This is a genomic window from Candidatus Acidiferrales bacterium (assembly GCA_036514995.1).
Lineage (GTDB): Bacteria > Acidobacteriota > Terriglobia > Acidiferrales > DATBWB01 > DATBWB01.
The window spans coordinates 16,994-40,136 of the sequence record DATBWB010000092.1; the positions used below are offsets into that span (position 1 = coordinate 16,994).

Genomic DNA, 23,143 nt, shown 5'->3' on the forward strand with positions numbered 1-23,143 from the left:
TTCTGTCAATGTGTTCGAGGTAACCCAAGTTGGAACGGCCTTAGAAAAGTCCCGGTATCTTGAGGCCGGCCAGACCGCCCAGACCGCCCGTCAGGTTGCCCATGCGGCTGGAGAGCTCTTCGTCCACCTTTCGGCTGGCTTCGTTGACCGCGGCGAGAACAAGGTCTTGCAACATTTCCAGGTCAGGCGTTTTCATCAGTTCGGGATCAATGCGGACGGTGCGAAGCTGTTTTTGTCCGTTCATCTTGACCACCACCATCCCACCGCCGGACGAAGCTTCCACTTCCAGCTCGTCAATTTGCTTCTGCATCTGCTCCTGCATCTTTTTCACTTGCATGAGCATTTGCTGCAAGTTGCGCGTTTCCATTTCTCTATTCCTCGGTGGGGTCGTGGTTTTCGGTGACTTCCGAGATCCGTCCGCCAAAACTTTTGAGCATGATTCGGACGACCGGGTTTTGCTCGACGCGAGCCGCCAGCTCGCCTTGAAGCGGGTTCACTCCTGCTCTCTCCCCGGCCTCCAGTCTAACACAAATCCTCTGAGGCTCTCCCAAAACTTGGCCGGCGATCTGACGTAATGTTTCCACGTGTTCACGGCCTTGAAGCATTTCGGCAAGGGCGTGTTTTTCCTTGGCATAGAAAAGTCGAAGCTCGCCTGCATCCATCTCCCAGCGGCGCGCTTGCTCGAGGATGGCGCCGAGAAATTTTGATCGCGAGTAAGCCAACCGCTGAATTTCCTTGACCGGCGACGCCCGGTCGAGCGCCGCAGCCGTCCCGAAGCCTTCGCCCCCATACAGCGGGGCAAGGGCCGCTTCCGGGATGGGTGCCGGGGCAGGGGCGGCAGCAGCGGCGCCGCCGGACATCACCGGTACCGCCGATACGGCTTCCTGACCCGCTGCCCGGCCGGCTTCGATGGCCGGAGCAGACTTGAGCGAAGCCGGCGGGCCCGTGGGCGTCGCGCTTGCTTTGCCCCGGCCCGGCTCGCCCGCATCGGGCTCGCGGCCGGAAGAGGGGGCTTTTGCTGAAGCGGTCCTTGCCGGTTCCCCGCGAAGCTCAGCCAGCGCTTCTTCGAGCGACTTGAGCCGCCCGCTCTGCACCATTCGCAAAAGAGCCAATTCAAGATGGAGTTGCGGCTCGGGCGACCCCCGAAGATCGTAGTGCGTCCGCATCAAGAGTTGGAAGAAACGCGCCAGGTCCTCCTCGGAAAAGCTTTCCGCCTGCTCGGCGAGCCGAGGACGCCCATCCGGCGGCGCCTGGATCAACTCACTCTCGCTGCCGCAAACCTTCACCAGCAACAGATTGCGGACGTGTCGAATGGCCTCACGAACAAAGTGCTCCAGGTTCTGCCCCTCTCGCACCAGCCGATCCACCAGCTCGAGCGCCACCTCGTTCGATTGACTGCGGGTGGCCTCAATGAGCTGGTCGAGCACTTCCTCCTCGACCACGCCGAGCAGTTGGCGCACCTCCGCCTCGGTGACCTCGCCGGCGCAGTAGGCGATGGCCTGGTCGAGGAGGGAAAGGCCGTCGCGCATCGATCCCTCGGCAGAGCGCGCAATCACGGCCAGCGCGCCGGGCGCGATGGGAATCTTTTCCTTCCCGGCAATGTCGGCCATGAGCTCCAGGATTTCGCCATAGGCAAGCGCACGGAAGTGGAAATGCTGGCAACGCGATTGAATTGTTCGCGGCAAGTTGTCCGGCTTGGTGGTCGCCAGGATGAAAAGGACGTGCGGAGGCGGTTCCTCGAGCGTCTTCAAGAGCGCGTTGAAGGCGTCTTCGGTGAGCTGGTGGGCTTCATCGAGAATGAAAACCTTGTAGCGGTCGCGGGCGGGCAAGTAGCGAACGTTTTCTCTCAGCTCGCGGATCTGATCAATGCCGCGATTGGAGGCGGCGTCAATCTCAAGGACATCCACGGCGTTGCCGGCGGCAATTTCGCGGCAAGACGGGCACTGGCCGCAGGGGCTGATGTTCGGGCCGTTCACGCAGTTGACCGCTTTGGCCAGGATGCGGGCAGTGGTGGTCTTGCCCACGCCGCGCACGCCGGAAAAGATGTAGGCATGAGCCAGGCGGTTTTGGAGGATGGCGTTCTTGAGCGTTCGCGTGACGTGGCCCTGGCCGATGACTTCGTCAAAAGTCTGCGGCCGCCATTTTCTGGCGATCACCTGATAGCTCATGGGTCAGGCCCGAATGCGGGCAAGGAATGAGTCCGGAGGGCGGTTGAAGACTTCGGGTCCTCTGCGGCACACGGAAGGACCCGCTACCGTTGCTTCCTTCCGGACCTGGCGGGTTTCACGGGGTTCCGTTGCACAGAGCCCGAAGTCTCGCCGCCGTGCAAGCCGAAACTCGCACGTCCGGCATGCTATCACGCACCTATGGGGTGCGCAAGAGAACCGGCATAAAGCAAAGAGACAAAGACACGGAGGGGCAGGAGGAGAGAGCATCGGCGATCGTGCCGCTTACCAGCGCGGCATGAGAAAGAGGGCATTGGTGCCGCCGCAGGCCTCGCACTCGCGGGCAAAATTGGAATTGGCCGAAATCCAATAGGCCTGGCACTCACGGCAGGCACTCGCCGATCTTCTTTCACATTCGAGGCAAATTTCATCGGCGGGGACAAGGTGCTCCCCGAGGTAATCGTCCAGCGGTACGGTCTTGTGGCAGCGACGGCATTCGATGGCGGCGAGCATAAATTCCTCCCCTGGCAACCGTTGTCCCTAGCTGTCTCACCGGGTCATGAAGGCTTGACTCCCGCTCTGACTTTCTGGTCGTAAAGCGACTTCGCCTTGGCGGCAATGTGTTCTCCGGTGAGGCCAAAGGTTTGCACCAGCTCCCAGGGTTTTCCGGAGACGCCGAACCTGTCCTGGACGCCGACCATGTCAAACAAGAGCGGCCTTGAGAATTTTCGGCGCGACCTGAGAATGGCTCCGGCGATGATGTTTCCAAAGCCTCCCACCTGGTGCTCCTCGGCGGTCACCACCACTTGCGTCTCTTCGGCGGCCCGCACCGCCGCCTCGGTGTCCAACGGCTTCACGGTGTGCATATTCACGATGCGGGTTTCGATCGCGAAGTTTTCTTTGAGGATCCAAGCCGCCCGCATGGCTTCCGGCACCATCGGCCCGCAAGCGATGATGCTCACGTCTTCCTCCTCGCTCGGATAGCCGGAGGCGAGGCAGGTCTCAAATGCCTCCAGGAATCGCGGCTTTTCCCCTCGATACCGAAGGATGTTGGCGACGCCAAACAGGTAGGGTGTATCCCTGGTAGTGACGATGGGCGTGGCTTCCCGGGCAAAGCGGATGTAGGCCGGCCCCACGATGTCCAGGAGACACGCGATGGTTGTCCTCTCCGTCTCGATGGAATCGCACGGTACGGCAACGTGCATGTTCGGCAGGATGGTCATCAGGGAGATTTCTTCGAGCGACTGGTGCGTGGCTCCGTCCGGTCCAACCGAGATGCCGCCATGGGCGCCGGCAATCTTGACGTTCAGGTTGGAATAGCAGACGGTGGTTCGCAGTTGGTCCCAGCATCGCCCGGAAGCAAAGACGCCATACGTGCCGGTGACCGGAATCAATCCCTCCTTGGCCAAGCCGGCAGCCACTCCCGTCATGTTCTGCTCGGCGATGCCCACGCTGAAGACGCGCTTCTTCCGCTCCGGGTGTTTGGCTTCAAAATCGGTGATCCGGATGGAGCCGGAAATATCGGCATGAATGGTCACCACCCGCTCGTCGGCGCCGGCGATCTCCAGGCCCCTGCCGAAACCCATGCGCGTCGAGTCCATCTCCACCTTCATGTTCGCTTGTGCGTTCCACCAGTAATCGCGGCTGAACTTGGGGATGGAATCTTTTGCCCGGCGAGCCACCTGGCTGGCGTTTCTGGCCGCCTTCTCGAGCAGAGCGTCAATGCGTTCGCGCGGCAAGGCGGGGACGCTGTATTCGGAAATCGCCTTCTCAAACTGCTCCTTGTTGGGCGCCAGCCCGTGCCAGCCGGCTTCGTTTTCCATGAAGGAAACGCCCTTGCCTTTGACCGTATGGGCGATGATCACAGTCGGTTTGCCGACGAGCGTCTTGGCCTTCTCGAGCGCCGCTACGATATCCTCCATGTTGTGGCCGTCTATCTCCAGCACGTGCCAGTTGAAGGCTCGATACTTTTCAGCGATGGGATCAATGTTCATCACGTCGCGAACCCAACCGTCAATCTGCAACTCGTTCTTGTCCACGATGCCGGTAAGATTGTCGAGTTGGTAATGGCCGGCGGCCATCGCCGCCTCCCAGATGTTTCCTTCCTGCTGCTCGCCGTCTCCCATGATGCAATAGACGCGATAGGAGCGGCCGAGGAGCTTCCCGGCCAGGGCATTCCCCACAGCAATCCCGAGTCCTTGACCGAGCGAGCCGCTGGACACCTCGACGCCGGGCACCTTCAGCCAGTTGGGATGACCTTCAAAGCCGGAGCCGAGCTGCCGCAACAGGACGGTATCTTCGAGAGGGAAATATCCCGACTTGGCAAGACCGATATAGAGCGCGGGCGCCTTGTGGCCGGCCGAGAAAAATACCCGGTCGCGATCCGGCCAGAGCGGGTCACGGGGATTGTGGTTGAGAACATTGAGATAGAGTGCCGCAACGACGTCCATGATCGAAAGCGTGCCCCCGGGATGACCCGATCCAGCCGCAAAGATGTCAATCAGATCAAATGCCCGCATCTCATAAGCCGCCTCTCGGAGTTCGTCGAGGCTCAATTTGGGACCAAGCGTTTTGTTCGCGCCGGTGACTTTCATGGTCTTGTGTCCTCCTGAGAACAAATCACCTGAAAACAAAGCAATCGTCCCCGCAGGCTCGTGAGCCATCCGGGCATGTGCGAGCCATGCTGAAAATGGGGCGGCTTTGTCCTGCTTGTGCGGGCGACGACCTCGCCGTACAGGCGAGGAGGAACCGGTGGGCAAACCGGCCGATACCGGCCAGCCTGATTATGTTCGCATACTCGCACCGGGCTGCCAAGTGGTTAACCCGAAATGGCTGTGCCCTTCAGGGAGAATGCTCCAACGTCTGGCCAGCGAGTTTCCACCTGCCTAGCAACCTCACCTCGACCATGAGCATCTATTCAATGAGTTCAGCCCATCCCTTGAGGAGGAAGAAGAATGCGAAACAAATTTGTGGTGGCGGTTCTATCAGCGGTCATCTCGCTGCCTTTTGCCGCCAGCCTGGCGGCGCAGGGACATGGCGGTGGTCAGGGCGGAGGTCAGGGCAAGCCGGGCGGGCATCCGATGGGAGGTCCCGGCGGAAGGCCGGAAATGGGGCGGCCAGGCTCGCCAATGGACCGGCCATCACACAGGGAGATGACCCAACAGCCGCTCAGGGATTCTCAGATCAATGGCGGCGCTTTCCGCATGCTTGAAAAGACCACCAGCCTCAATTCCCAGCAGCTTCAAGAGCTCTACCAGTCGAGTGGCGCCAAGAACTTCGGTCAGTTCACCTCAGCCATTGTTGTCTCAAAAAACCTGAACCTGGATCGCGCGGCAGTGCTGGAAGGGCTCAAAACCATGAGCCTCGGTGAAACCCTGCAATCGCTTGGCGTGAACAAGGAGAAGGCCAGGGAGGCTATCTCCGAGGCCAAGCACCAGGTGAGAGAAGCCGAGAAGAACCGCGGGTGACGGGGAGATTATTGGCGACCGGAGGTTCACGGCAAGACCGCGTCTGTGTCCGCCTGACCGTGGCCTCCGTCATTATTCCTACGGCACCCAGGCCATGCCGTCCGGCTCGATCCCGGGCGAAAAAGTAGCGACAACCTTCCCGGTACTGAGGTCAATCACGGAGATGTGATTGGACATCGTATTGGCGACAAATGCTCGCTGGCCGTCGGGGGTGACGAGGATCCCGACCGGTGTCGAGCCGGCTTCGATTTCGTCAATCGGTTTGCGGGTGGCAACGTCGAAGAGCATGACCTTGTTCGATCGGGCAAGAGAAACCAGCGCCGCCTTGCCATCGGGCTGGAACTTGACCCGGATGGGCATCAGACCGCCCGAGGGAAATGACGCGGTGACCGCGTCGTTGGCTGCGTCGATGACGGAGAGGGTATTTGCCTCGCGGTTCGTCACCCAGACCCAGCGCCCGTCAGGGGACAGGTCAATGCCCTCGGCGCCCTTGCCGGTGACAAGGTTCTTGACCACCTTGGTTTTCCTGTCCACCACGCTGACCGTGCCTGAGCCGATGTTGGCAACGTAGAGTTTGTTTTCATCGGCCGAGGGCACCACCATGTGGCTCACCTCCTGACCGGTCAAGAAACTTTCTACGACCTTGCCGGTCGCCGCGTCCACCCCGATGACCGACTGGTTGGCTTCGCAGGTAACCCAGACGAGCTTCCCGTCCCGGCTGACGTGAATGCCGTGCGGCCGGCGAAATTCCCCCAGGTCAATGGTGCGGAGAACGCTTCTCGCGCGGATATCAATCACCGTGAGCGTATGCCCCGGGTTATCGCGCGTGCCGTAGTTGGCCACGTAGGCCAGGCGGCCGTCGGGTGAAACCGCAACCTCGTGCGGCCCGGCGCCCGTCGGCAACTTCGCGCCCACCTCGTAAGTCCTGGCATCGACAAAAACAGCGGTGTTGTCGGTTTTGTTGAGCACCAGCAGCGATGACCCCGCCAGGAGCGGCAAGGGAAGCAGCAAGACAAAAACCGCAAACCATTCCTTTGCCAGCATCATGTTTTCTTCTCCTCTTCTTGCGATGGGCATCTTACCATCCGGCTTGCCGGGCTGAGTCTCTTTTGTTATCGTCGGGGGAAGCGGAGAGGTGCGTGAGCGGCTTAAACGGCACGCCTGGAGAGCGTGTGTAGGTTCACGCCTACCGTGGGTTCGAATCCCACCCTCTCCGCCATGAACCGTATGGCTCATGGCTCCGGCACTGGGGAAGGGCTCGCCCTCCGATTCGGGTTCACAACCGGATCTTCAATCTTTCAACCTTTGGGAGGAGGTAACTGGACGATGGGCAGAAGCATTCTCTCCGTGATTGTGGGATACCTGGTGATGGCAATCGCCATCATGGCTCTCTTCGCGATCTGGTTCCGAGGAAAGGTGACGCCACCGAGTGATGGGTTCATGCTGTTTAGTCTCGGTTACGGCTTCGTCTTCGCCGTCGTCGGAGGATATGTAACCGCCATGATCGCCAAGCATTCCGAGATGAAGCACGCAATGGCCCTAGCCGTCTTTTCGGTGTTGATGGGCATCGTTTCGATGGTTGCTTCGGCGGGGCAGGAGCCCTTCTGGTATCAGATCGCAAACATGGTGGTGATGGTGTCCGCTGTGGTGCTGGGAGGCTACTTGAGGGTCCGTCAGGTGAGGAAGGCGAGGGGGCCAGGCGGCCTGGGCACTACAGCCTAAGCTAAGAACAGTTGATCCCTGGGAAAAGCAATCTTCAGGCTAGAAGGCCGCAAACATGAATGCAACAGAGGAATTTCTTGAAGCTGTAAAAGCAGGCGATCTGCCCGTCGTGAGGAATCGGATCGAGAGCGACTCCTCCCTTGTCAACGCCAGGAGCGAGACGGGTGCCTCAGCCATCCTCCTTGCGACCTACTATGGCCGCAAGGAGGTGGCGGAACTCCTGATTGCCCGGGGGGCTCGATTGGATATCTTTGAAGCGTCGGCTGTGGGCGAAAAGGCGCGTGTGACGGCGCTTTTGGAAGGAGACCCCGGTTCTGTCAATTCATACTCCCACGATGGCTTCACACCGCTGGGCCTCGCGGCGTTCTTCGGCCGCCGGGACGTCGTGGACGTGCTGCTGGCGCGCGGAGGGGACGTGAACGCCGTCTCGCGCAACGCCACCGGATATACCGCGCTGACCGGAGCGGTCGCACATGGTGACAGGGAGATCGCCGCTGCGCTGCTGGCCGCCGGGGCGAACGTCAATCACCGATACGGACAGGGCTACTCACCCCTGCACGAGGCAGCGGCGAACGGCGATCCTCGGATGGTAAAGCTCTTGCTCGATCGCGGCGGCGACCCGAACGCCCGGATGGACGACGGCAGGACGCCGCTTGCGCTCGCCCTCGAAAAGCAGCGCAGTGAGGCAGCCAACCTCCTCCGCCAGCACGGCGCGACAGATTAGAGCCGCCTTGACAGTGTTTCAGGTGGGATCGCGCTTTTTTTGGAAAAACGCCTGGACGGCCCTGGCACAATCTTCCGCCAGCACTCCCCGCGTGACTTCCATGCGGTGATTCAATTTCGGATGGTCGGCCATTTCAAAGCAGGAGACGATCGCGCCGCCTTTCGGGTCCTCGCATCCATAGACGAGCCGCGCAACCCTTGCCTGGATCATTGCCCCGGCGCACATCGCGCACGGTTCGATGGTTACATAGAGGGTCGCGCCGGTGAGGCGATAGTTGGCCAGTTTTTGCGCCGCCTGGCGCAGGGCGATCACTTCAGCGTGGGCGGTGGGGTCGCAGTCGTCCATGGTCCGGTTGTGGCCGCGGGCCACCATCTTTCCGTCGAGCACAATCACCGCTCCCACCGGCACCTCGCCCGCTGCCTCGGCCGCCTCCGCCTCTTTGAGCGCCAACATCATGAAGTGGCTGTCTTCTTCGTGCACCGAGCTATCTCCGCGCAAGGGTCTCAGCCCGGCGAGGGCGGGGCAAGCAGCGGCTGAGCCGCTACCGCGGCCGCCGGGGAGTCCCGCCCACCTGCTGCAACAAGTCCAGAATCAAACTCTTGTAAGGCGTATCGAGCGCGGCCACTTCATTGAGCACGGTGCGGGCTTCGGCAAGGCGTCTGAGCTTGCCCAGGGCAAAACCGAGCCGGTACTGATTTCGCGCGTAGCTGACCGGCTCCCTTTTGAGCAGCGGCGTACCCAGTTTGAGTTCCGCGATGGCATCCGACATTTTCTGCTGCCGGATGAGGAGCTGGCCAAGGATTGAATGCGCGAGCCCTTCCTGGACGCTGATCTGATTGCTCCAGGCCTCGTCCGGCACATTGGCTGGTTTTTGCGCCTTGGGCAAAAGCACAAGAACTTCTCTTGCATTCTTTTCGGCCTGGTCCAGCTTTTCGCCGCTTTCGCTCCAGCTATCGGCGGTCAACAGCAACATGCTGATACTGTGGGGGTTCAGAGCGAGAGCCTTTTGCGCCAGTTCCACGAGCTTGGCGGGATCGTTCACTTGCTGAGCGGTCGCAGCGGCCGTCTCATAGGCGTAGCCGGTGTAGGCCGAATCGGGGAAAGCCGCAGCAAAACGTTCGAGCAGGGCGATTCTTTGAGCGAGATTTGGCTCACTGGCCGCCCGGCTGTAGAAGGTGTAGGCGACGTAGTTATAGTCATCGGCGATGCCGTTCAAATCCGACTGCCGGCGCGAAGCCCATTCCTCCGGAGAGATCCCGGTTGGAGGCGGGGAAGACTTGAACGTTTTGACCATGGCGCCCGCTCTCTCTCCGAAGGCAAAGATTGTTTGAGCGTCGTTCATCTGTTCGGCTGCTCGAACCATGCTCGTGATGACGTTGAAATCGAGCGGGTCCAGGGCCAGCGCTCGCTCTCCCGTCTCCCATACCTTCGGATAGTCCTGCGCCTTCAGGTAGTCCGCTTGAAGCATCTCCAGCGCCACCACCACCGCATCGGAGCCGGCGAATTTTTGAATAAAATCTTCAAACATGGCAACTTTTTTTTGCGGGTCGCTTTCGGCGGAGATGGCGCTGAGCGCTTTGTCTTCCGGGCTGTTCGCCGCAATCAGAACGCGTTTGCCAATCTGTGCGCCGGCAGAGCTTGCCGTCGCAACCAGGAGGAATAACAGGCACCATCGCTTCATGGCAACCTCCCGTCCCGAAGCCTCGGGACCGTCCCGCTCCGCCGGATCATCTCCCAATTTTTCGGGGCAGGAACCGAGGCACGCGGCGAGCATACTCCTCGTAAGCGGCGCCGAACCTTTTCCGCAACTCTCTTTCTTCCAATTGGACGATAGCCAGCACCATGGCCAGCCACGCCGCGAGCACGGCGGCAAGCGCCGGCGTTCCGGCCAACAACCACGCCCCCGTTACCGACAGAATCATGCCGGCATACCGCGGATGTCGCATGCTTCCGTAGATTCCCCGGTCGGAAAGCGCTTGCTTCCCGGCTCCCAGGGCATCGGGACGGGACGGGCTGAGTTCGGCCAGGCCAACCAGCCGCCGCCATCCCAGGTCGGATTCCACTCGACGCATCAACCAAAGGTCCAACCCGATCAACAGAAAACCGAGCAACACTCTCGAGAGGGCTACCGGTTCCGGGACAAAAAGGAGCCCGCGAAAACGCAGAACACCTGCCGCGCAAAGGCCCCACACCGGAACGCCAACCAAGGCGTAGGCAAAACGCGCCCGGCCTCTCCAGAAATCCGTAAAGGGATGGACAAAAACCCAGAAAACCGGGATCGGCAATTGGGCCAGGAGAATCACATAGACTACTACCCTCAGGCCATCTTCCCAGCCCATACCTGCTCCGCCTGCCGGTTCGTTACTTTTTCATGCTCAGACCGAGCATCGCGCACCCCGGTCAATACCCGACCGCTCCTTCAATGACCGTCACAATGCCGGCAACGCCGAGCGCAATGCGAACCCAGGAATCCGGCGCGGTCGTCCAAAACCATCCGCCGGCAACGAAAGCGATTCCGATCACGATGTAGCTGATTTTTGTGAGAGGCCCCAGATTGGGTGTGAATTTCATCGCTCCTCCTCCACCCTGTCCCCGCTCGCGTTTTCATCTTAGGGCAGGCGCGATAGTCTGTAAATAGATTTCGGCCCGGGCGAGACGAGCAGCCTCCATCCGCACAAAAGAGCCGCGAAGGAGGAGCTTCCGTCCCTTCTATGAAAAAACCGTGCCGGGTTCAATGCGGGAACTTGAGCGGAAAATGCTCGTGCGTGCCTTGCTCCCGGCGCAACGGGTAGTTGAAGATTTCGCCCTGTGGAGCAAAAGGATTCTTTTCGTTGTGACACTTCAGACAGACCTCTTCGCTCGGGAGGATCAATCCGGCAGCGAGCAGATCAGCTCGTTTGTACGATTTGTTTTGGAGGCTCATCAAATGGGGCGTCAGGTAGCCTTCACCGGCGCCGTGACAGACTTCGCACTGCACCCCGGCCATCTTTGGAGTTTCTTCCAGGCTGACGAAGCCGCCCGGCTCTCCGAATCCGGTGGTGTGACAGGGCAGGCAGGTTGGGTCACGCGAGTAGTCTATGTCCGGATCGAATCCGCGGGCGCGTTTTGCTCCCGAACGCACGCCGGGCGTCAACAATTCAAAGGCGCGAGCCATCTTGGTTTGCTCCCACGACTTTGCTTGCGGCAAATGGCAAACGCGGCAACGACTGACGCCAACGTATTTGTTCGCGGGTCTTGCTGGAGGCGCTGCCAAGCCCAGCGCTGACAGGATGAGAGCAGAAATCAGAAAAGAGAAATCAGAAAAGAGGCCGGTTCTCTGTTTTCCATTGATGGAGACGACCACTCGCAACACCAGGCCACCCCGTGGCACGCGTGAGAGATCCAACTGAGGTCGTGCTCCCGGCCGGTCGAGTATAGCACCAGCGCACTCGACAAAGCCTCCGGCAACATTTTCGCCGGGATGCCCGTCACCTCCGGTGTTGCCCGCGGCAAATTTCAGTTGCAAACCCGGCCCGGCTCGGCCAAAAGCCCCATTTTATTGGGGGACAAAAATGAAAGTGGTGGATTGGGCGCATGTGGAAGTTGTCCGGATGAATGAAAAGATCACCCGGCAGTTGATTGCCGGCGAGCAGGCCATGCTGGCGCGATTTTTCATGGCGAAAGGAGCTGTGGTCCCCGAGCATCAACACGAAAGCGAGCAATTCAGCCAGATCCTCTCGGGCCAACTCAAATTTGTCTTTCGCGACTGCGAAATTGTAGTGCGGGGCGGGGAAGTGCTTTACATTCCTTCAGGCGTCCCTCATGCTGCCGAAGCCCTCTCAGACACGGTGGCGATGGACGTCTTTTCGCCGATCCGCAAGGATTGGCTGGCCGGGGAGGATGCCTACCTTCGCGGCCAGGCATAGGAGGCAGCATGGACTTGGGGCTGAAAGGCCGGGTGGCGATTGTGGCGGCGGCCAGCAAAGGCCTGGGAAAAGCGGTGGCTGCGGGCCTGGCGCGCGAGGGCGCGCAGGTGAGCATTTGCGCCCGCACCGGGGCTGACCTCCATATCGCTGCGAGCGAAATCGAGGCACAGACAGGCCAGAAGGTTTTCTGGAAAGCGGTGGACGTCACAAAGCCGGACCAGGTTCGCAGCTTTGTCGAAGACGTTGCCCATCGCTTCGGCGGCGTGGACATCTGCGTGACAAACACCGGCGGGCCGCCCGCCAAGAATTTTCTTTCGATCAGCCTTGAGGAATGGCATCAGGCGGTGGATCTGGTCTTGCTGAGCGCCGTATATTTCGCCCGCGAAGTTTTGCCCCGGATGCTCGAGCGCCATTGGGGGAGATTGATTTTCATGGCTTCAATGTCCGTCAAGCAGCCGATTGACGGCCTGCTTCTCTCAAACTCTCTCCGCGCCGGCGTTGCCGGCCTTGCCAAGACGCTGGCCAACGAATTCGGCAAGGACAACATCTTGGTGAACACCGTTTGTCCCGGCTACACGCTCACCGAGCGGCTGGGAGAGCTGGCGGGAGCGCAGGCGCGCGCTGCCGGAGTTTCCGCCGAGGAAATCTATCGTCGCTGGGCTGCCAGTGTGCCTCTTCAGCGCCTTGGCAAGCCGGAAGAACTGGCTGCCCTGGTCGTTTTCCTTGCCTCCGAAAAGGCAAGCTATCTGAGCGGGACAACAATTGCGGTGGATGGCGGCTACGTCAAGGGGCTGCTGTAGCCCGCCCGGGCGGGCTCAAAAAAAATCGTGCGGCAAGCCTTCTGGCCTGGCCCGCCGCCGCTGGCCGGCCGGAGAGATCTTCAGGGACTAATCTTCCTCTACCCTTACAAAGTCTTCTCTGGGTCCCTTGCAATGTGGGCAGCTTGCGGGCGGGTCTTGGCCGCGGGCGATATAGCCGCAGCGAAGGCATTTCCAAATCAGTTCCATGAAGAAGCCGAGGGGTGTGGATTCCTCTCCCATCCCGCACCTCAAACCTAGTCTATCAAGATAATGTGCACCCGCGCCGGGCCATGGGCGCCGATTACCAGGGTCTGCTCGATATCGGCAGTGCGCGAGGGACCGGTGATGAAAGTGATGCCACTCGAATCGGCGGTGGCCTGCTTCAGATCCAAAACGGCGAAGAGATGGGCCAGGTCAGCAACAAGACGCCCGACAGGGAGCACAGCGATATGCACCGGCGGCAACAACGACACCGCTCGCGGATGGCCCGGGCGCGAGAGGATCACCAGTGTGCCGGTGTCGGCGAGGGCGAAATCAGCGTCGGTAAGGCCAAGGCCGGCCGATTGCGCGCGTTCGGCAAAAGGATCGAGCTCCGTGGCCATGAAAACTTCCATTCCCTGCGCTGCCAGCGACGCATCCACGAGCATTTCGTCGAAGAGGGGCGATTCGGAGCGCAGCACCACTCGGACGTGATTCTCGCGCGCCACTTCCACGATTCGGTTGCGGGCTTGCTCGAGCGACGCCACCCGTTCGGCCGAAGCGCCTACCTTGCTCGCTTCCACCACGAATCGCTCGATCATCCCAGCCGGGGCGGCGCGCTCGCCCGAATTGGGCTCGATCGTTTCCGGCGCGGGCACAAGCAAGGGGTCAAGCCGGACAGCGCCGGCTTTCGTGATGGCCTCAAGGATCTCTTCCCGCTCTCCCCGTTTTAACTCGATGGCCCTGCCTCCTTTTGCTTCTTCAGCTTCGCCCACCGCTGCCGGAACGGCGAGGCGGCAGGAGCGGGGAAGTCGCGCTCCTTCGTCCAACCGGCAAGCGCTCCCGAGAGGGATGAAATATATTCGCCGGTAGCTTTCCACCGCCCGACGCGCCGGGCAATGGCGGTGAAGAACCGGTAGCTTCGGGCGCTCCGATTCACCCGGAGCCACCAGCGCATCGCTCGCCTCTCGGCCGCGTCCACCGGCTTGCCCTCTTTTTGTCCGCCGGTTTCGATTGCTTCTCGCCGGAGATCGAGCAAGAGACGGGGCAGCGGGATTTTCACCGGGCAAGCGTCTTCGCAGGCGCCGCAGAGCGAGGAGGCGTACGGCAACTCGCCCGCTTCCCTCATGCCCTGATATTGCGGGCTCAGCACCGCCCCAATCGGACCGGAATAGACCCAGCCGTAGGCGTGGCCGCCAATTTTCTGATAGACGGGGCAAACGTTCAGGCAGGCGCCGCAGCGAATGCAGTAGAGCGACTCCCGGCGCAACGGGTCCCGAAGGATGCGCGACCGGCCGTTGTCCAGCAGGATGAGGAAAAATTCTTCCGGCCCGTCCTTCTCGCCAGGCCGCCGCGGGCCGGTCAAAAAAGAAACATAGCTCGGGAGCTTCTGCCCGGTGGCTGCCCGGCCCAGAAGGGCCAGAAACACCAGCAGGTCGTTCATGCGCGGAATCACCTTCTCGATCCCCATGAGCGCGACGTGAAGGCGGGGAGCGGCGGTGCAAAATCGGGCGTTGCCTTCGTTTTCAAAGATGACAATCGTGCCCGTCTCGGCGACGGCAAAGTTCACGCCGCTGATCCCCATCCCGGCTTGGAGAAATTTCTGCCGCAAGGTTTTTCGCGCCACGCCGGCCAGTTGCTCGATCTCGTTGTAATGCTCGCTGCGGAGTTTCCTGACAAACAGCTCGGCGACCTCTTCCCGGCTCTTGTGCACCGCCGGGGCAATGATGTGCGAGGGGCGCTCGCCGGCAAGTTGCACGATGAATTCCCCCAGATCGGTTTCCACCGCTTCCACGCCGCCCTTTTCGAGCGCCTCGTTGAGAGCGATCTCCTCGGCGGTCATGGACTTGCTCTTGACCGCCGTTTTGATGCGGCGCTCGCGGGCGATCCGGAGCACAAAGTCGCAGGCCGCCCGGGCGTCCTTGGCCCACAGAACCCGGCCGCCGCGGTCCGTTACGCGCCTTTCCAGCTCTTCCAGGTAATCGCCGAGGTGGTCGAGAGTATGCTTCTTGATGTCATGGGCGAGCTGGCGGTACCGTTCCCAGTCGGGAAATTGCGCCATGGCCTGGAGACGCGCCCCGGCAAAGCGCCGGGCCATCTGCGTCAGCGATTTTTGCAGCCGCGCATTTTCAAGCGCCTTCCGCGCTCTTTCCTCGAAAAGGGGAAGCGTTTCCGCCATCAGTCCCGCCTGGCCAGCAATTCGGCAAGGTGCATGGTTTCAATGGGAACTTTCTGCCGGTGGAGCAAGCCAGCGATCTGCATCAGGCAACTCGAATCCAGGCCGATGACATAGCGGGCGCCGGTCCGGCGAATGGTCTCGATCTTGTCGCGCAACATCGCCACCGAGATTTCCGCCATCTTCACGGAAAAGGTTCCGCCAAAGCCGCAACAGCGATCCGAAGCTTCGAGCTCGGCAAGCTCCAGGCCGCGCACGGCGCGGAGCAGCCGCCGCGGCTCGTCCACAATCCCCAACCCGCGGAGGCCATGGCAACTGTCATGGTAGGTCACCCGTCCGCTGAACCGCGCCCCAACATCTTCTTTCTTCAAGACGTGAATCAGGAATTGGGAAAGCTCGTAGGTCTTGGCGCCGAGCGATGCTGCCTTCTGGCGTTTCTGCTCATCGGCTTGGAACAGGTCGGCGTAGAAGTGCTTCACCATGGCCACGCAGGAGCCCGAGGGCGCCACCACATAGTCGTACGGCTCAAAGACGGTGAGCATGCGCCCGGCCACCTCGCGGGCCTCGTTCCAGTAGCCGGTGTTAAACGCCGGCTGCCCGCAACAGGTCTGCTCCTCGGGAAAATCCACCTCCACCCCGAGCCGGCGCAGGACCTGGACCGTGGCTTCTCCAACGGAAGGAAAAAATTGATCGACGAGGCAGGTGACGAAAAGCGCGACGCGCATAATGGGAAGAAGATTCTACGCTGGGCGAGCGCTCGAAACAAGGAAGCCTCTCGAAAGGCTTGGCACTCGTAGCGGCGGCTTCAGGCCGGCACATGAGTTTCCTTCGTCCTAGCAGGGAATGCCTGCCCCGTACCGGATCGGTACGGGGCTCGTCTGAAGGCGGCCTCTACGCGGAAAGAATCAAACGCAGATCGCGAAGATTATTCCCTGTGGGGCCCGTTTCAATCGTCTCGCCCAGGGCGCGAAAGAAGGAATGGGAATCGCTCCTGGCAAAATAAGCGGCCGGGTCGAGGCCCAGGGCCCGCGCCTGGCCGAGACTCGTGCCGTCGGCTACCGCCCCTGCCGCCGGGCTATTGCCGTCCACGCCGTCGCTTCCTGCGCTGAGCACAGCTATGGATCGGTCAGCAATGCGCTCGAGCATGCGCAGGACAAATGCCTGGTTGCGGCCGCCCACCCCGGGACCCGTAACCGGACAAGTCAGTTCACCGGTTGAAACCAGACCCACCGGCCGGCCGCCACAGAGCTTTCGGCATTCGCCAAAACGCTCCCAGAGATAGTCGGCGGCCTTCTCGAGCGGCCAATCGTCGCAGCCATTGTCCACGTCGGTGCAGAATCCCGCCGCCTCAGCGGCTCGATGGGCCGAGTGAGCCAGATCGCGCGAGGATGCCAGGACAAAATGGCGCGATTGCTTGAACGCGGCGTCGCCCGGCTTGGGAGTTTCTTCAAGCTGTTTCTCGGTGAACAGTTTGCGAATCGTGCCGGGCATTCGCTCCAAAAGCCGGTAGCGTTCGGCAATCCGGTAGCAGTCAGCCACCGTGGAAGGATCCGGCAGGGTCGGCCCGGAGGCGATCGTCGAAGTCCTTCCTTCGGGAACATCGCTGACCAAAAGCGTCCATTGGGTCGGCCCTCGGCCAAGCCAGGCCAGGCGTCCGCCTTTGACCGCCGAAAGATGCTTCCGGAGGACATTGATTTCTTCAATCGTCGCGCCGCAGCCGACCAGCAAAGCGTTCCAGGCCTGAAGTTCAGCGAGCGAAATGGAGGAGATGATGGGCCGTTCGAGCAGCGCCGAACCGCCTCCGGAAATCAAGAACATCACCAGTGCGGAAGCGGGTGCTCCAGCAAGAAATTCTTCCACCGCTCGTGCGGCATCCAGGCTTCCCTGATTCGGGATGGGATGCCCGGCGGTGAGAAGCCGGAAGCCGGCGGGCACCGGCGCCGCGGCCGGGGCAACGACCACGCCGCTTGCCCGATAGTCCGGTAATAGAAGATCAGCAACGGCTCTTGCCATCGGCGCAGCCGCCTTGCCGAAGGCGATGATGCGAATCTCACCGAAGCCATCCAGCTTTTGCTGGTGCGGGCCTATCCGGAGCGTGGAACCCTCCCGACAAACTTTGGGCGGGAGAAGCCGGTCGAGCTCCACGCCAGCAAGCGCGGTCAAAAAAATCCGGCGGGCGATTTGCTTGAGATCCTTCATCGGGTGCGGACAGCGCGGTTCGAGCTCAGGTGACGCGCGGCTTCAAATCACGTGAGGCATTTTACAAACCTCAGGTGAATGGGCATCAAGCGAATTCATCTGAGCTCAAAAAATCTTCGCTTACTTCCCGAGGGCGGCGAGGCCAGCGCGAGCGACTTCCACGTCCTGTTCTTCCGTGCCGGAACTGACGCCGATTCCGCCAACCACTTCCCCCTCGAGCACGATCGGGATTCCGCCCCGAATCGGCGTAATGCGGCCTTCGGTCGCCATCGGCAACCCAAGGGAGAGGGTCAGGCTGATTTCACCGCCGCTCGAGCTGGGCCCGGTTTCAGTGCGACGGATGGCGGCCGAGACCGCTTTGGTGATGGCGACTTGCACCGAAGACAGTTTTGCTCCATCCATGCGCGCGAAAGCGAGCAAATAGCCGCCTTCGTCCACCACGGCGATACACTGCGGCACACCCATGTCGGCTGCCTTCTTTTCCGCCGCAGCCAGGATGGCTCGCGCTCCCTCCAATGTGAGTTTGACAGCCGGTCGCGTTTTCATGAGGTGCCTCGCCAGATGCAGCAGGCCGGTCGGGGCGGGCCGGACTGCGAAGCGAAGGTGCTACCCGAGAACCTCGGGATTGACGATGTTCGCCGGCCTCCTGCCGTTCAGCACGGCGATGACGTTTTCCACCGCCATCACCGCCATTTTTTGCCGTGTTTCGACGGAAGCGCTGCCGATATGCGGCACGAGCACCACGTTCTCGAGCTTGAGCAGAGTGGGGTGCACGGCCGGCTCGTTTTCAAAGACGTCCAGGGCGGCGCCGCGAATCCGCCCGGCAGCCAGCGCCTCCGCCAACGCTGCCTCGTCCACCACCGGACCGCGCGAGTTGTTAATCAGGCAGGCGGTGGGCTTCATCAACGCCAGTTGCCGGGTGCTGATCAGGTGCCGCGTCCCGGGCAGCAGGGGCACGTGCAACGAAACAAAGTCTGACTCGCGCAACAAGGTCTCCAGACCCACGCGCGAGGCATTCAGCGACTTTTCCATTTCTTCCGGAGCGCGAAATTCGTCCGCATAGAGGACGCGCATCGAAAAACCCTGCGCCCGCTTGGCAACCGCCCGGCCGATGCGACCGAAGCCCACGATCCCCAGCGTTTTTTGGTACACGTCCACACCCAGCATGAGATCAAGATCCCAGCCCTTGTACCGGCCGGCGCGGAGGAACCGCTCGGCTTCGCCGAGCCTGCGCGCGATCGCCAGCAGCAGGGCGAACGCCAGGTCAGCGGTGGTTTCATCGAGTACTCCGGGGGTATTCGTAACCACAATCTTGCGTCGAGTCGCCGCTGCCACATCAATATTATTGAATCCGACGGCGATGTTGGCGACGATCTTGAGTTCTTGCGCCGCGTTCAAGACTTCCTCGTCAATGGGCTCGGTCAGCAGGCAGATGAGCGCATGCTTCTGCGGCAAACGGCGAATGATTTCGGCCTTGGGAATGAAATCCTTCGCCGTCCACCATTCCACGTCGCCGCATTCCGCCAGCATGCGAGCGGCCGGCTCCGGAAGGGTTCGAGTGACCAGGATTTTCGGTTTTTCCGGCATGGATTCCACTTGCCCGGGATCCGCTCAGAACTGCTTTACCGCGGGACCCACTAGAGTAGCTGACGATAATTCCACCTGCCAAGAAAAACAAGCCGGGGCGCTAGGCCGGCAAATCTTTGCCCCTCGTCTCCGGCGCAAACGGCAACAGGAGCAAGCCGAGCAGGTAGATCATCCCCACCGCCGTCACCGCCCGGCTGAAGGAACCAAACAGCCCCGTGAGAGCGCCCGTCAGGAACGGCCCAGTGGATGCGAAGACGCGGGCAAAATTGAAGCAGAAGCCCGCCCCGGTGGTCCGCAACCGCGTCGGATAGAGCTCCGGGAAATAGATGGCAAAGCCGGTGAAGATGCCGTTCGTAAAAAACCCCAACAGCGGCAGCAGCCACAACATCTGGTCGTACCGCCTCGCCGTGTGAAATAATGTCGGCACCATCACGAGCGCCCCCAGAAAAAAGATAAAGAACGCCCACCTTCTCCCAATCCGGATCGTCAACGGCGCGAAGGCCAGATACCCAACAAGCGCCCCCACGTTCAAGATCATCACGCCCAAGCTAACCCGGTGCACGGTCGCCGCTTCAGCGACCAGCGCCGCATCCGGGGCGTGGCGAATCAGGAGCGGCGTCCAATAGGTGACTCCCCAAAGGCCGAAGACCGCCACGAACGCCATCAGGGAACCAACCAGCGTCGCCCGGAGCAGGCCCGGCCGGAAGAGTTCTCGCATGCGCCCGACCGAAAACTCAGGACTGTCCGTCGCGCGCAAGCGGTTGACCGCCGCGTGCCACATTTCTGGCTCGCGGACATTCCGCCGCACCACCAGGGCCACCAGCGCCGGCGCGACCCCTACCACAAACACCGCGCGCCAACTATACGGCCCGATGAAATAGTTCACCGCGCCGGCAAAAAAGACACCCACCGCCCAGGCGGAATGCAACACTCCCCCGGCCATCGTCCGCGCCCGCAGCGGCCAGACCTCCGCCACCAGCGCCGCGCCAGCCGCCCACTCGCCTCCGACACCGATGGCCGTCAAAAAACGAAAAATGGCCAGATGCCACCAGGTCTGGGAAAGGGCCGCCAGGCCGGTGAAGACCGCATAGATCAAAATCGTCCAGATCAAGGCTCGCGTGCGTCCCAGGCGATCGGCGAACACGCCAAAGAGCACTCCGCCAATGGCCCAGCCAATCAAGAAAAACGCAAGAATGAGCCCGCCGCGCGCAGCAATGGCGGCGTCGGTCGCGGCCGGGCCAAGCAAGGTTTTCAGCGCCGGCGTCAGCACCACCACGTAGAGAGTGGCATCCATGGAGTCAAACACCCAGCCCATCCACGCTACCAGGAGCACGAGCCACTGGTAGCGTGTGATCCCGTGCCACCAGCCGTAGGCTTCCATCATGGAGCGCTGCATCTTTTGCCTGTCCTGGCGGCCTCTGTGCCTCTGCGGTGGATCTGGCTTTATATCCGCCGCCGGAGAATTTGAAGAAATTTGCCCAGAGTTGCAACTATTATGTTCGAGGCACGGAGTCGTACCACAAACCCGGGGCAGGATGCTGCGTTGACACCGCCACCCACGCCGCATATAGTCGAAAAAAGGCATGCTCGACAAGAAAATTATTCGTGAGCTCAAGCGGATTGTGGGGGAGGATGGCGTCCTGGACAGACGCGAAGACCTTCTCCTCTATGAATATGACGGTTCGGTCGAGCGTTCGCTTCCCGATGCGGTTGTCTTTCCCCGAAGCACCGAGCAGGTGGCGGGCATCGTTCGTCTGACCGCGCGCGGAAAAATTCCCCTGGTGGGCCGTGGAGCGGGAACGGGTCTTTCCGGCGGGGCCTTGGCCGCCGCCGGCGGGATCGTCATCGGCTTCTCGCGCATGAACAAGATTCTGGAAATCGATCTGGAAAATCTCCGGGCCAGGGTTCAGCCCGGGGTGGTAAATCTCGACCTGACGCGCGCCGTCGAAGCGAGCGGCTACTTCTTTGCCCCCGACCCCTCCAGCCAGAAGGCCTGCACCATCGGCGGCAATGTGGCGGAAAACGCCGGCGGGCCGCACACCCTCGCTTATGGCGTAACCGTCAACCATGTTGTCGGCCTCGAAGTTGTCCTGGCGAACGGTGAGGTGGTGGAACTCGGTGGCTCGGTCAGCGGCAGCTCGCCGGACTCCCCCGGCTATGATTTGACCGGCGTGATGGTGGGCTCGGAAGGGACATTGGCCATCATCACCGCCATTACCGTGCGCCTCATGCGCGCTTCGGAGGCGGTCAAGACGTTGCTCGCAATTTTTGAGACGGTGAACGATGCCAGCGAGACGGTGGCGGATATCACTGCCCGCGCGATTACCCCGGCAGCGTGCGAGATGCTGGACGGATTGAGCCTCAAGGCAGTCGAGGCCGCCACCCACGCCGGCTACCCGCTCGATGCCGGCGCCGTCTTGCTGGTTGAGGTGGAAGGGTTGCGTGAAGCCGTCGAGGTGCAGGCCGGGCAGATTGACGAAGTCTGCCGCGCCCACCACGCGCGAGAAGTCCGCGTCGCCCGAGATGCCCGCGAGCGCGAGCTCCTCTGGACCGGGCGCAAAAACGCCTTCGGGGCCATCGGCCGCCTGGCCCCGAGCTACTACGCGCAAGACGGCGTGATTCCTCGCTCGAAGTTGCCCTTCGTTCTCCGCAAAATTGATGAAATCGGCCGGCGGCACGGCTTTCAAATCGGCAACGTCTTCCACGCCGGCGATGGCAACCTCCATCCGCTGATTCTTTTTGATGAACGCGACCAGGAGCAGTTCCGCCGGGTGGTTGCCGCCGCCAGCGAAATCATGCGGCTCTGCGTCGAACAAGGCGGCTCGCTCACCGGCGAACACGGCGTGGGAATGGAAAAACGCGAGATGATGCCTTTGCTCTTCTCTGACGATGATTTTGCCGCCATGGAAAAGGTCAAGCGCGTCTTCAATCCGGACGGCCGGATCAATCCCGAAAAGGTGATTCCACTGTTGAAAACGTGCAAGGAGATGACGGTGCGGCCGGTGGTGATGCGCCGCGGCGATTGAGAGAGAGCAGCATGCCGGCAGCGACCTCGCTTCTCGAACAGCTTTCCGGAATCGTAGGGGCAACCGAGGTGATCGTCGCGCCGGAAGAGCTGCGGCGATTCTCGGTGGACGGGAAGGTTCCGGGCGCGGTCGCCCGGCCAGGCTCGGCCGATGAAGTGGTCGAGATCGTTCGCCTGGCCCGAAGCGATCGGCTGGCGCTCATGCCGGCTGGGGGTTTCTCCGACGCCCAACTCGGGAACATTCCGCGGCAGCTCGATGTCGTCGTCTCGCTCGCCCGCATGAACCAGGTGCTGGCCTATGACCCGGCCGATTTGACGGTTTCCGTCGAAGCGGGAGCAACGCTGGCGGCGTTCCAGCAAACTCTGGGAGCCCATCGGCAGTTTCTCCCCGTGGATGCTCCTTCGAGGGGGGCGACGGTGGGGGGAATTCTGGCGACGCACGCGAGCGGCCCCTTGCGCTACGGCTACGGCACCGTTCGCGACTTCACCATCGGGATGCAGTTCGTCACCGGGGAAGGGAAAATCGTCAAGACCGGCGGGCGCGTGGTGAAAAATGTGGCCGGCTACGACCTTGCCAAGTTGATGATCGGTTCCCTCGGCACGCTGGGCATCATCACCTCAGCCAATTTTCGAACGTTTCCCGTCCCGCCGCGGACGGCCACGCTGGCGGCCGGCTTTGCCTCGCTGGAATCTGCCTTGGAGATGCGAAGGAAAATTGTCCACTCCGTGCTCCAGCCCCGCGCCCTCGATCTGCTCGACCGCGAGGCAGCCCGGACTCTCCGCGGAGATACACCCGAGGTGGAGCAAACCGCCTGGTGGCTACTGGTCGGCGTAGGCGGCGTGGAAGCCTTGGTTGCCCGGCATGCCACCGAAGCGGAAAAACTGGCGAGGGAGTCGAGCGCGAGCAGTTTTCTCGAGCTTGCTGCCGAGCCGGAAAGGCAAATGTGGGAGGGGGTGCGCGCCTTCCGCGAGCGCCTGGCCGCTCGCTACCCGGCGATGATCGTGGTGCGCGCCTCTTTGCCCCTGACCCAACTCGGGGCGTGGCTCAAGAAGGCGCAAGAGGTGGCCGCCCGGTCTGGTCTCCTTCTTGCCGTGGTGGCGAGAGCCGGCACGGCCGTTGGCTACGCTTGTCTGCTGGCAAAGGAAGCTGGCCGGGCAACGATTGGCAAAATGGC

Annotated in this window: 24 protein-coding genes, 1 tRNA gene and 1 other RNA gene; 8 read left to right on the forward strand and 18 right to left on the reverse strand. The window is 61.5% G+C overall.

The features are described 5' to 3' along the window. Positions 1–40: 40 nt before the first annotated feature. The 5 genes from VIH17_06460 to VIH17_06480 all read right to left on the reverse strand — a co-directional run bounded on the left by VIH17_06460 (position 41) and on the right by VIH17_06480 (position 4,759). Entirely contained in the window at positions 41–367 is a 327-nt protein-coding gene (locus VIH17_06460; GenBank protein ID HEY4682878.1) for a YbaB/EbfC family nucleoid-associated protein, read from the reverse strand. Between the two features lie 4 nt (positions 368–371). Next, positions 372–2,168, reverse strand: a complete 1,797-nt coding sequence (gene dnaX, locus VIH17_06465) for a DNA polymerase III subunit gamma/tau (protein ID HEY4682879.1) — start codon at positions 2,166–2,168, stop codon at positions 372–374. A 47-nt stretch (positions 2,169–2,215) separates the two neighbouring features. Then, an RNA gene (ffs, locus tag VIH17_06470) (signal recognition particle sRNA small type) lies at positions 2,216–2,313 on the reverse strand. A gap of 137 nt (positions 2,314–2,450) precedes the next feature. After that, positions 2,451–2,678: a hypothetical protein gene (locus VIH17_06475; GenBank protein HEY4682880.1), complete on the reverse strand. Its 228-nt coding sequence runs from the start codon at positions 2,676–2,678 to the stop codon at positions 2,451–2,453. 44 nt (positions 2,679–2,722) lie between these two features. Next, entirely contained in the window at positions 2,723–4,759 is a 2,037-nt protein-coding gene (locus tag VIH17_06480; protein HEY4682881.1) for a transketolase, read from the reverse strand. A 360-nt stretch (positions 4,760–5,119) separates the two neighbouring features. On the opposite strand from VIH17_06480, the gene VIH17_06485 reads away from it, so the two are divergent. Continuing rightward, entirely contained in the window at positions 5,120–5,632 is a 513-nt protein-coding gene (locus tag VIH17_06485) for a hypothetical protein (GenBank protein HEY4682882.1), read from the forward strand. A gap of 78 nt (positions 5,633–5,710) precedes the next feature. Here the strand turns inward: VIH17_06485 and VIH17_06490 are convergent, their stop codons facing one another. Next, positions 5,711–6,679, reverse strand: coding sequence for a beta-propeller fold lactonase family protein (locus VIH17_06490; protein HEY4682883.1), 969 nt, complete (start codon positions 6,677–6,679; stop codon positions 5,711–5,713). An 82-nt stretch (positions 6,680–6,761) separates the two neighbouring features. Here VIH17_06490 and VIH17_06495 point away from each other — a divergent pair. The 3 genes from VIH17_06495 to VIH17_06505 all read left to right on the forward strand — a co-directional run bounded on the left by VIH17_06495 (position 6,762) and on the right by VIH17_06505 (position 8,078). Beyond that, positions 6,762–6,851 (forward strand) — tRNA-Ser (locus VIH17_06495). Positions 6,852–6,958: 107 nt separating this feature from the next. After that, a complete protein-coding gene (locus VIH17_06500) occupies positions 6,959–7,354 on the forward strand; it encodes a hypothetical protein (protein HEY4682884.1) in 396 nt (131 codons plus the stop codon). Positions 7,355–7,409: 55 nt separating this feature from the next. Beyond that, complete coding sequence (locus tag VIH17_06505) at positions 7,410–8,078, forward strand: ankyrin repeat domain-containing protein (protein HEY4682885.1); 669 nt, start codon at positions 7,410–7,412, stop codon at positions 8,076–8,078. Between the two features lie 18 nt (positions 8,079–8,096). On the opposite strand, the gene tadA is transcribed toward VIH17_06505, so the two are convergent. The 5 genes from tadA to VIH17_06530 all read right to left on the reverse strand — a co-directional run bounded on the left by tadA (position 8,097) and on the right by VIH17_06530 (position 11,583). Then, entirely contained in the window at positions 8,097–8,558 is a 462-nt protein-coding gene (tadA, locus tag VIH17_06510) for a tRNA adenosine(34) deaminase TadA (GenBank protein ID HEY4682886.1), read from the reverse strand. A gap of 61 nt (positions 8,559–8,619) precedes the next feature. Further along, on the reverse strand, positions 8,620–9,759 hold the full coding sequence (locus tag VIH17_06515) for a hypothetical protein (GenBank protein HEY4682887.1): 1,140 nt from the start codon (positions 9,757–9,759) through the stop codon (positions 8,620–8,622). Between the two features lie 46 nt (positions 9,760–9,805). Then, a complete protein-coding gene (locus VIH17_06520) occupies positions 9,806–10,417 on the reverse strand; it encodes a methyltransferase (protein HEY4682888.1) in 612 nt (203 codons plus the stop codon). Positions 10,418–10,478: 61 nt separating this feature from the next. Continuing rightward, positions 10,479–10,649 carry a hypothetical protein gene (locus VIH17_06525; GenBank protein HEY4682889.1) on the reverse strand — a complete coding sequence of 57 codons (171 nt, stop codon included), beginning with the start codon at positions 10,647–10,649 and terminating at the stop codon, positions 10,479–10,481. Positions 10,650–10,809: 160 nt separating this feature from the next. Then, positions 10,810–11,583: a cytochrome c family protein gene (locus VIH17_06530; GenBank protein ID HEY4682890.1), complete on the reverse strand. Its 774-nt coding sequence runs from the start codon at positions 11,581–11,583 to the stop codon at positions 10,810–10,812. Positions 11,584–11,629: 46 nt separating this feature from the next. On the opposite strand from VIH17_06530, the gene VIH17_06535 reads away from it, so the two are divergent. Next, entirely contained in the window at positions 11,630–11,983 is a 354-nt protein-coding gene (locus tag VIH17_06535) for a cupin domain-containing protein (protein ID HEY4682891.1), read from the forward strand. An 8-nt stretch (positions 11,984–11,991) separates the two neighbouring features. Then, positions 11,992–12,783, forward strand: coding sequence for an SDR family oxidoreductase (locus VIH17_06540; GenBank protein HEY4682892.1), 792 nt, complete (start codon positions 11,992–11,994; stop codon positions 12,781–12,783). 254 nt (positions 12,784–13,037) lie between these two features. On the opposite strand, the gene VIH17_06545 is transcribed toward VIH17_06540, so the two are convergent. The 7 genes from VIH17_06545 to VIH17_06575 all read right to left on the reverse strand — a co-directional run bounded on the left by VIH17_06545 (position 13,038) and on the right by VIH17_06575 (position 20,339). Further along, positions 13,038–13,757, reverse strand: a complete 720-nt coding sequence (locus VIH17_06545; protein HEY4682893.1) for a lactate utilization protein — start codon at positions 13,755–13,757, stop codon at positions 13,038–13,040. Next, positions 13,712–15,160: a LutB/LldF family L-lactate oxidation iron-sulfur protein gene (locus tag VIH17_06550; GenBank protein ID HEY4682894.1), complete on the reverse strand. Its 1,449-nt coding sequence runs from the start codon at positions 15,158–15,160 to the stop codon at positions 13,712–13,714. Before VIH17_06550 ends, VIH17_06545 begins: the two co-directional genes overlap by 46 nt. Then, on the reverse strand, positions 15,160–15,882 hold the full coding sequence (locus VIH17_06555; protein ID HEY4682895.1) for a (Fe-S)-binding protein: 723 nt from the start codon (positions 15,880–15,882) through the stop codon (positions 15,160–15,162). The genes VIH17_06550 and VIH17_06555 overlap by 1 nt, the downstream gene beginning before the upstream one ends. A gap of 166 nt (positions 15,883–16,048) precedes the next feature. Then, positions 16,049–17,356, reverse strand: a complete 1,308-nt coding sequence (locus tag VIH17_06560; protein HEY4682896.1) for a DUF4147 domain-containing protein — start codon at positions 17,354–17,356, stop codon at positions 16,049–16,051. A 120-nt stretch (positions 17,357–17,476) separates the two neighbouring features. Continuing rightward, the gene (locus VIH17_06565; GenBank protein HEY4682897.1) at positions 17,477–17,902 is read right to left on the reverse strand and encodes a heme-binding protein; all 426 of its coding nucleotides are present in this window, start codon (positions 17,900–17,902) and stop codon (positions 17,477–17,479) included. 60 nt (positions 17,903–17,962) lie between these two features. Then, positions 17,963–18,943 carry a D-glycerate dehydrogenase gene (locus VIH17_06570; GenBank protein HEY4682898.1) on the reverse strand — a complete coding sequence of 327 codons (981 nt, stop codon included), beginning with the start codon at positions 18,941–18,943 and terminating at the stop codon, positions 17,963–17,965. Positions 18,944–19,043: 100 nt separating this feature from the next. Continuing rightward, entirely contained in the window at positions 19,044–20,339 is a 1,296-nt protein-coding gene (locus VIH17_06575; GenBank protein ID HEY4682899.1) for an MFS transporter, read from the reverse strand. Positions 20,340–20,526: 187 nt separating this feature from the next. On the opposite strand from VIH17_06575, the gene VIH17_06580 reads away from it, so the two are divergent. Next, complete coding sequence (locus VIH17_06580; protein ID HEY4682900.1) at positions 20,527–21,969, forward strand: FAD-linked oxidase C-terminal domain-containing protein; 1,443 nt, start codon at positions 20,527–20,529, stop codon at positions 21,967–21,969. Between the two features lie 11 nt (positions 21,970–21,980). Next, positions 21,981–23,143: FAD-binding oxidoreductase (locus tag VIH17_06585; GenBank protein ID HEY4682901.1), on the forward strand; the 1,163-nt coding region annotated here is incomplete at its 3' end.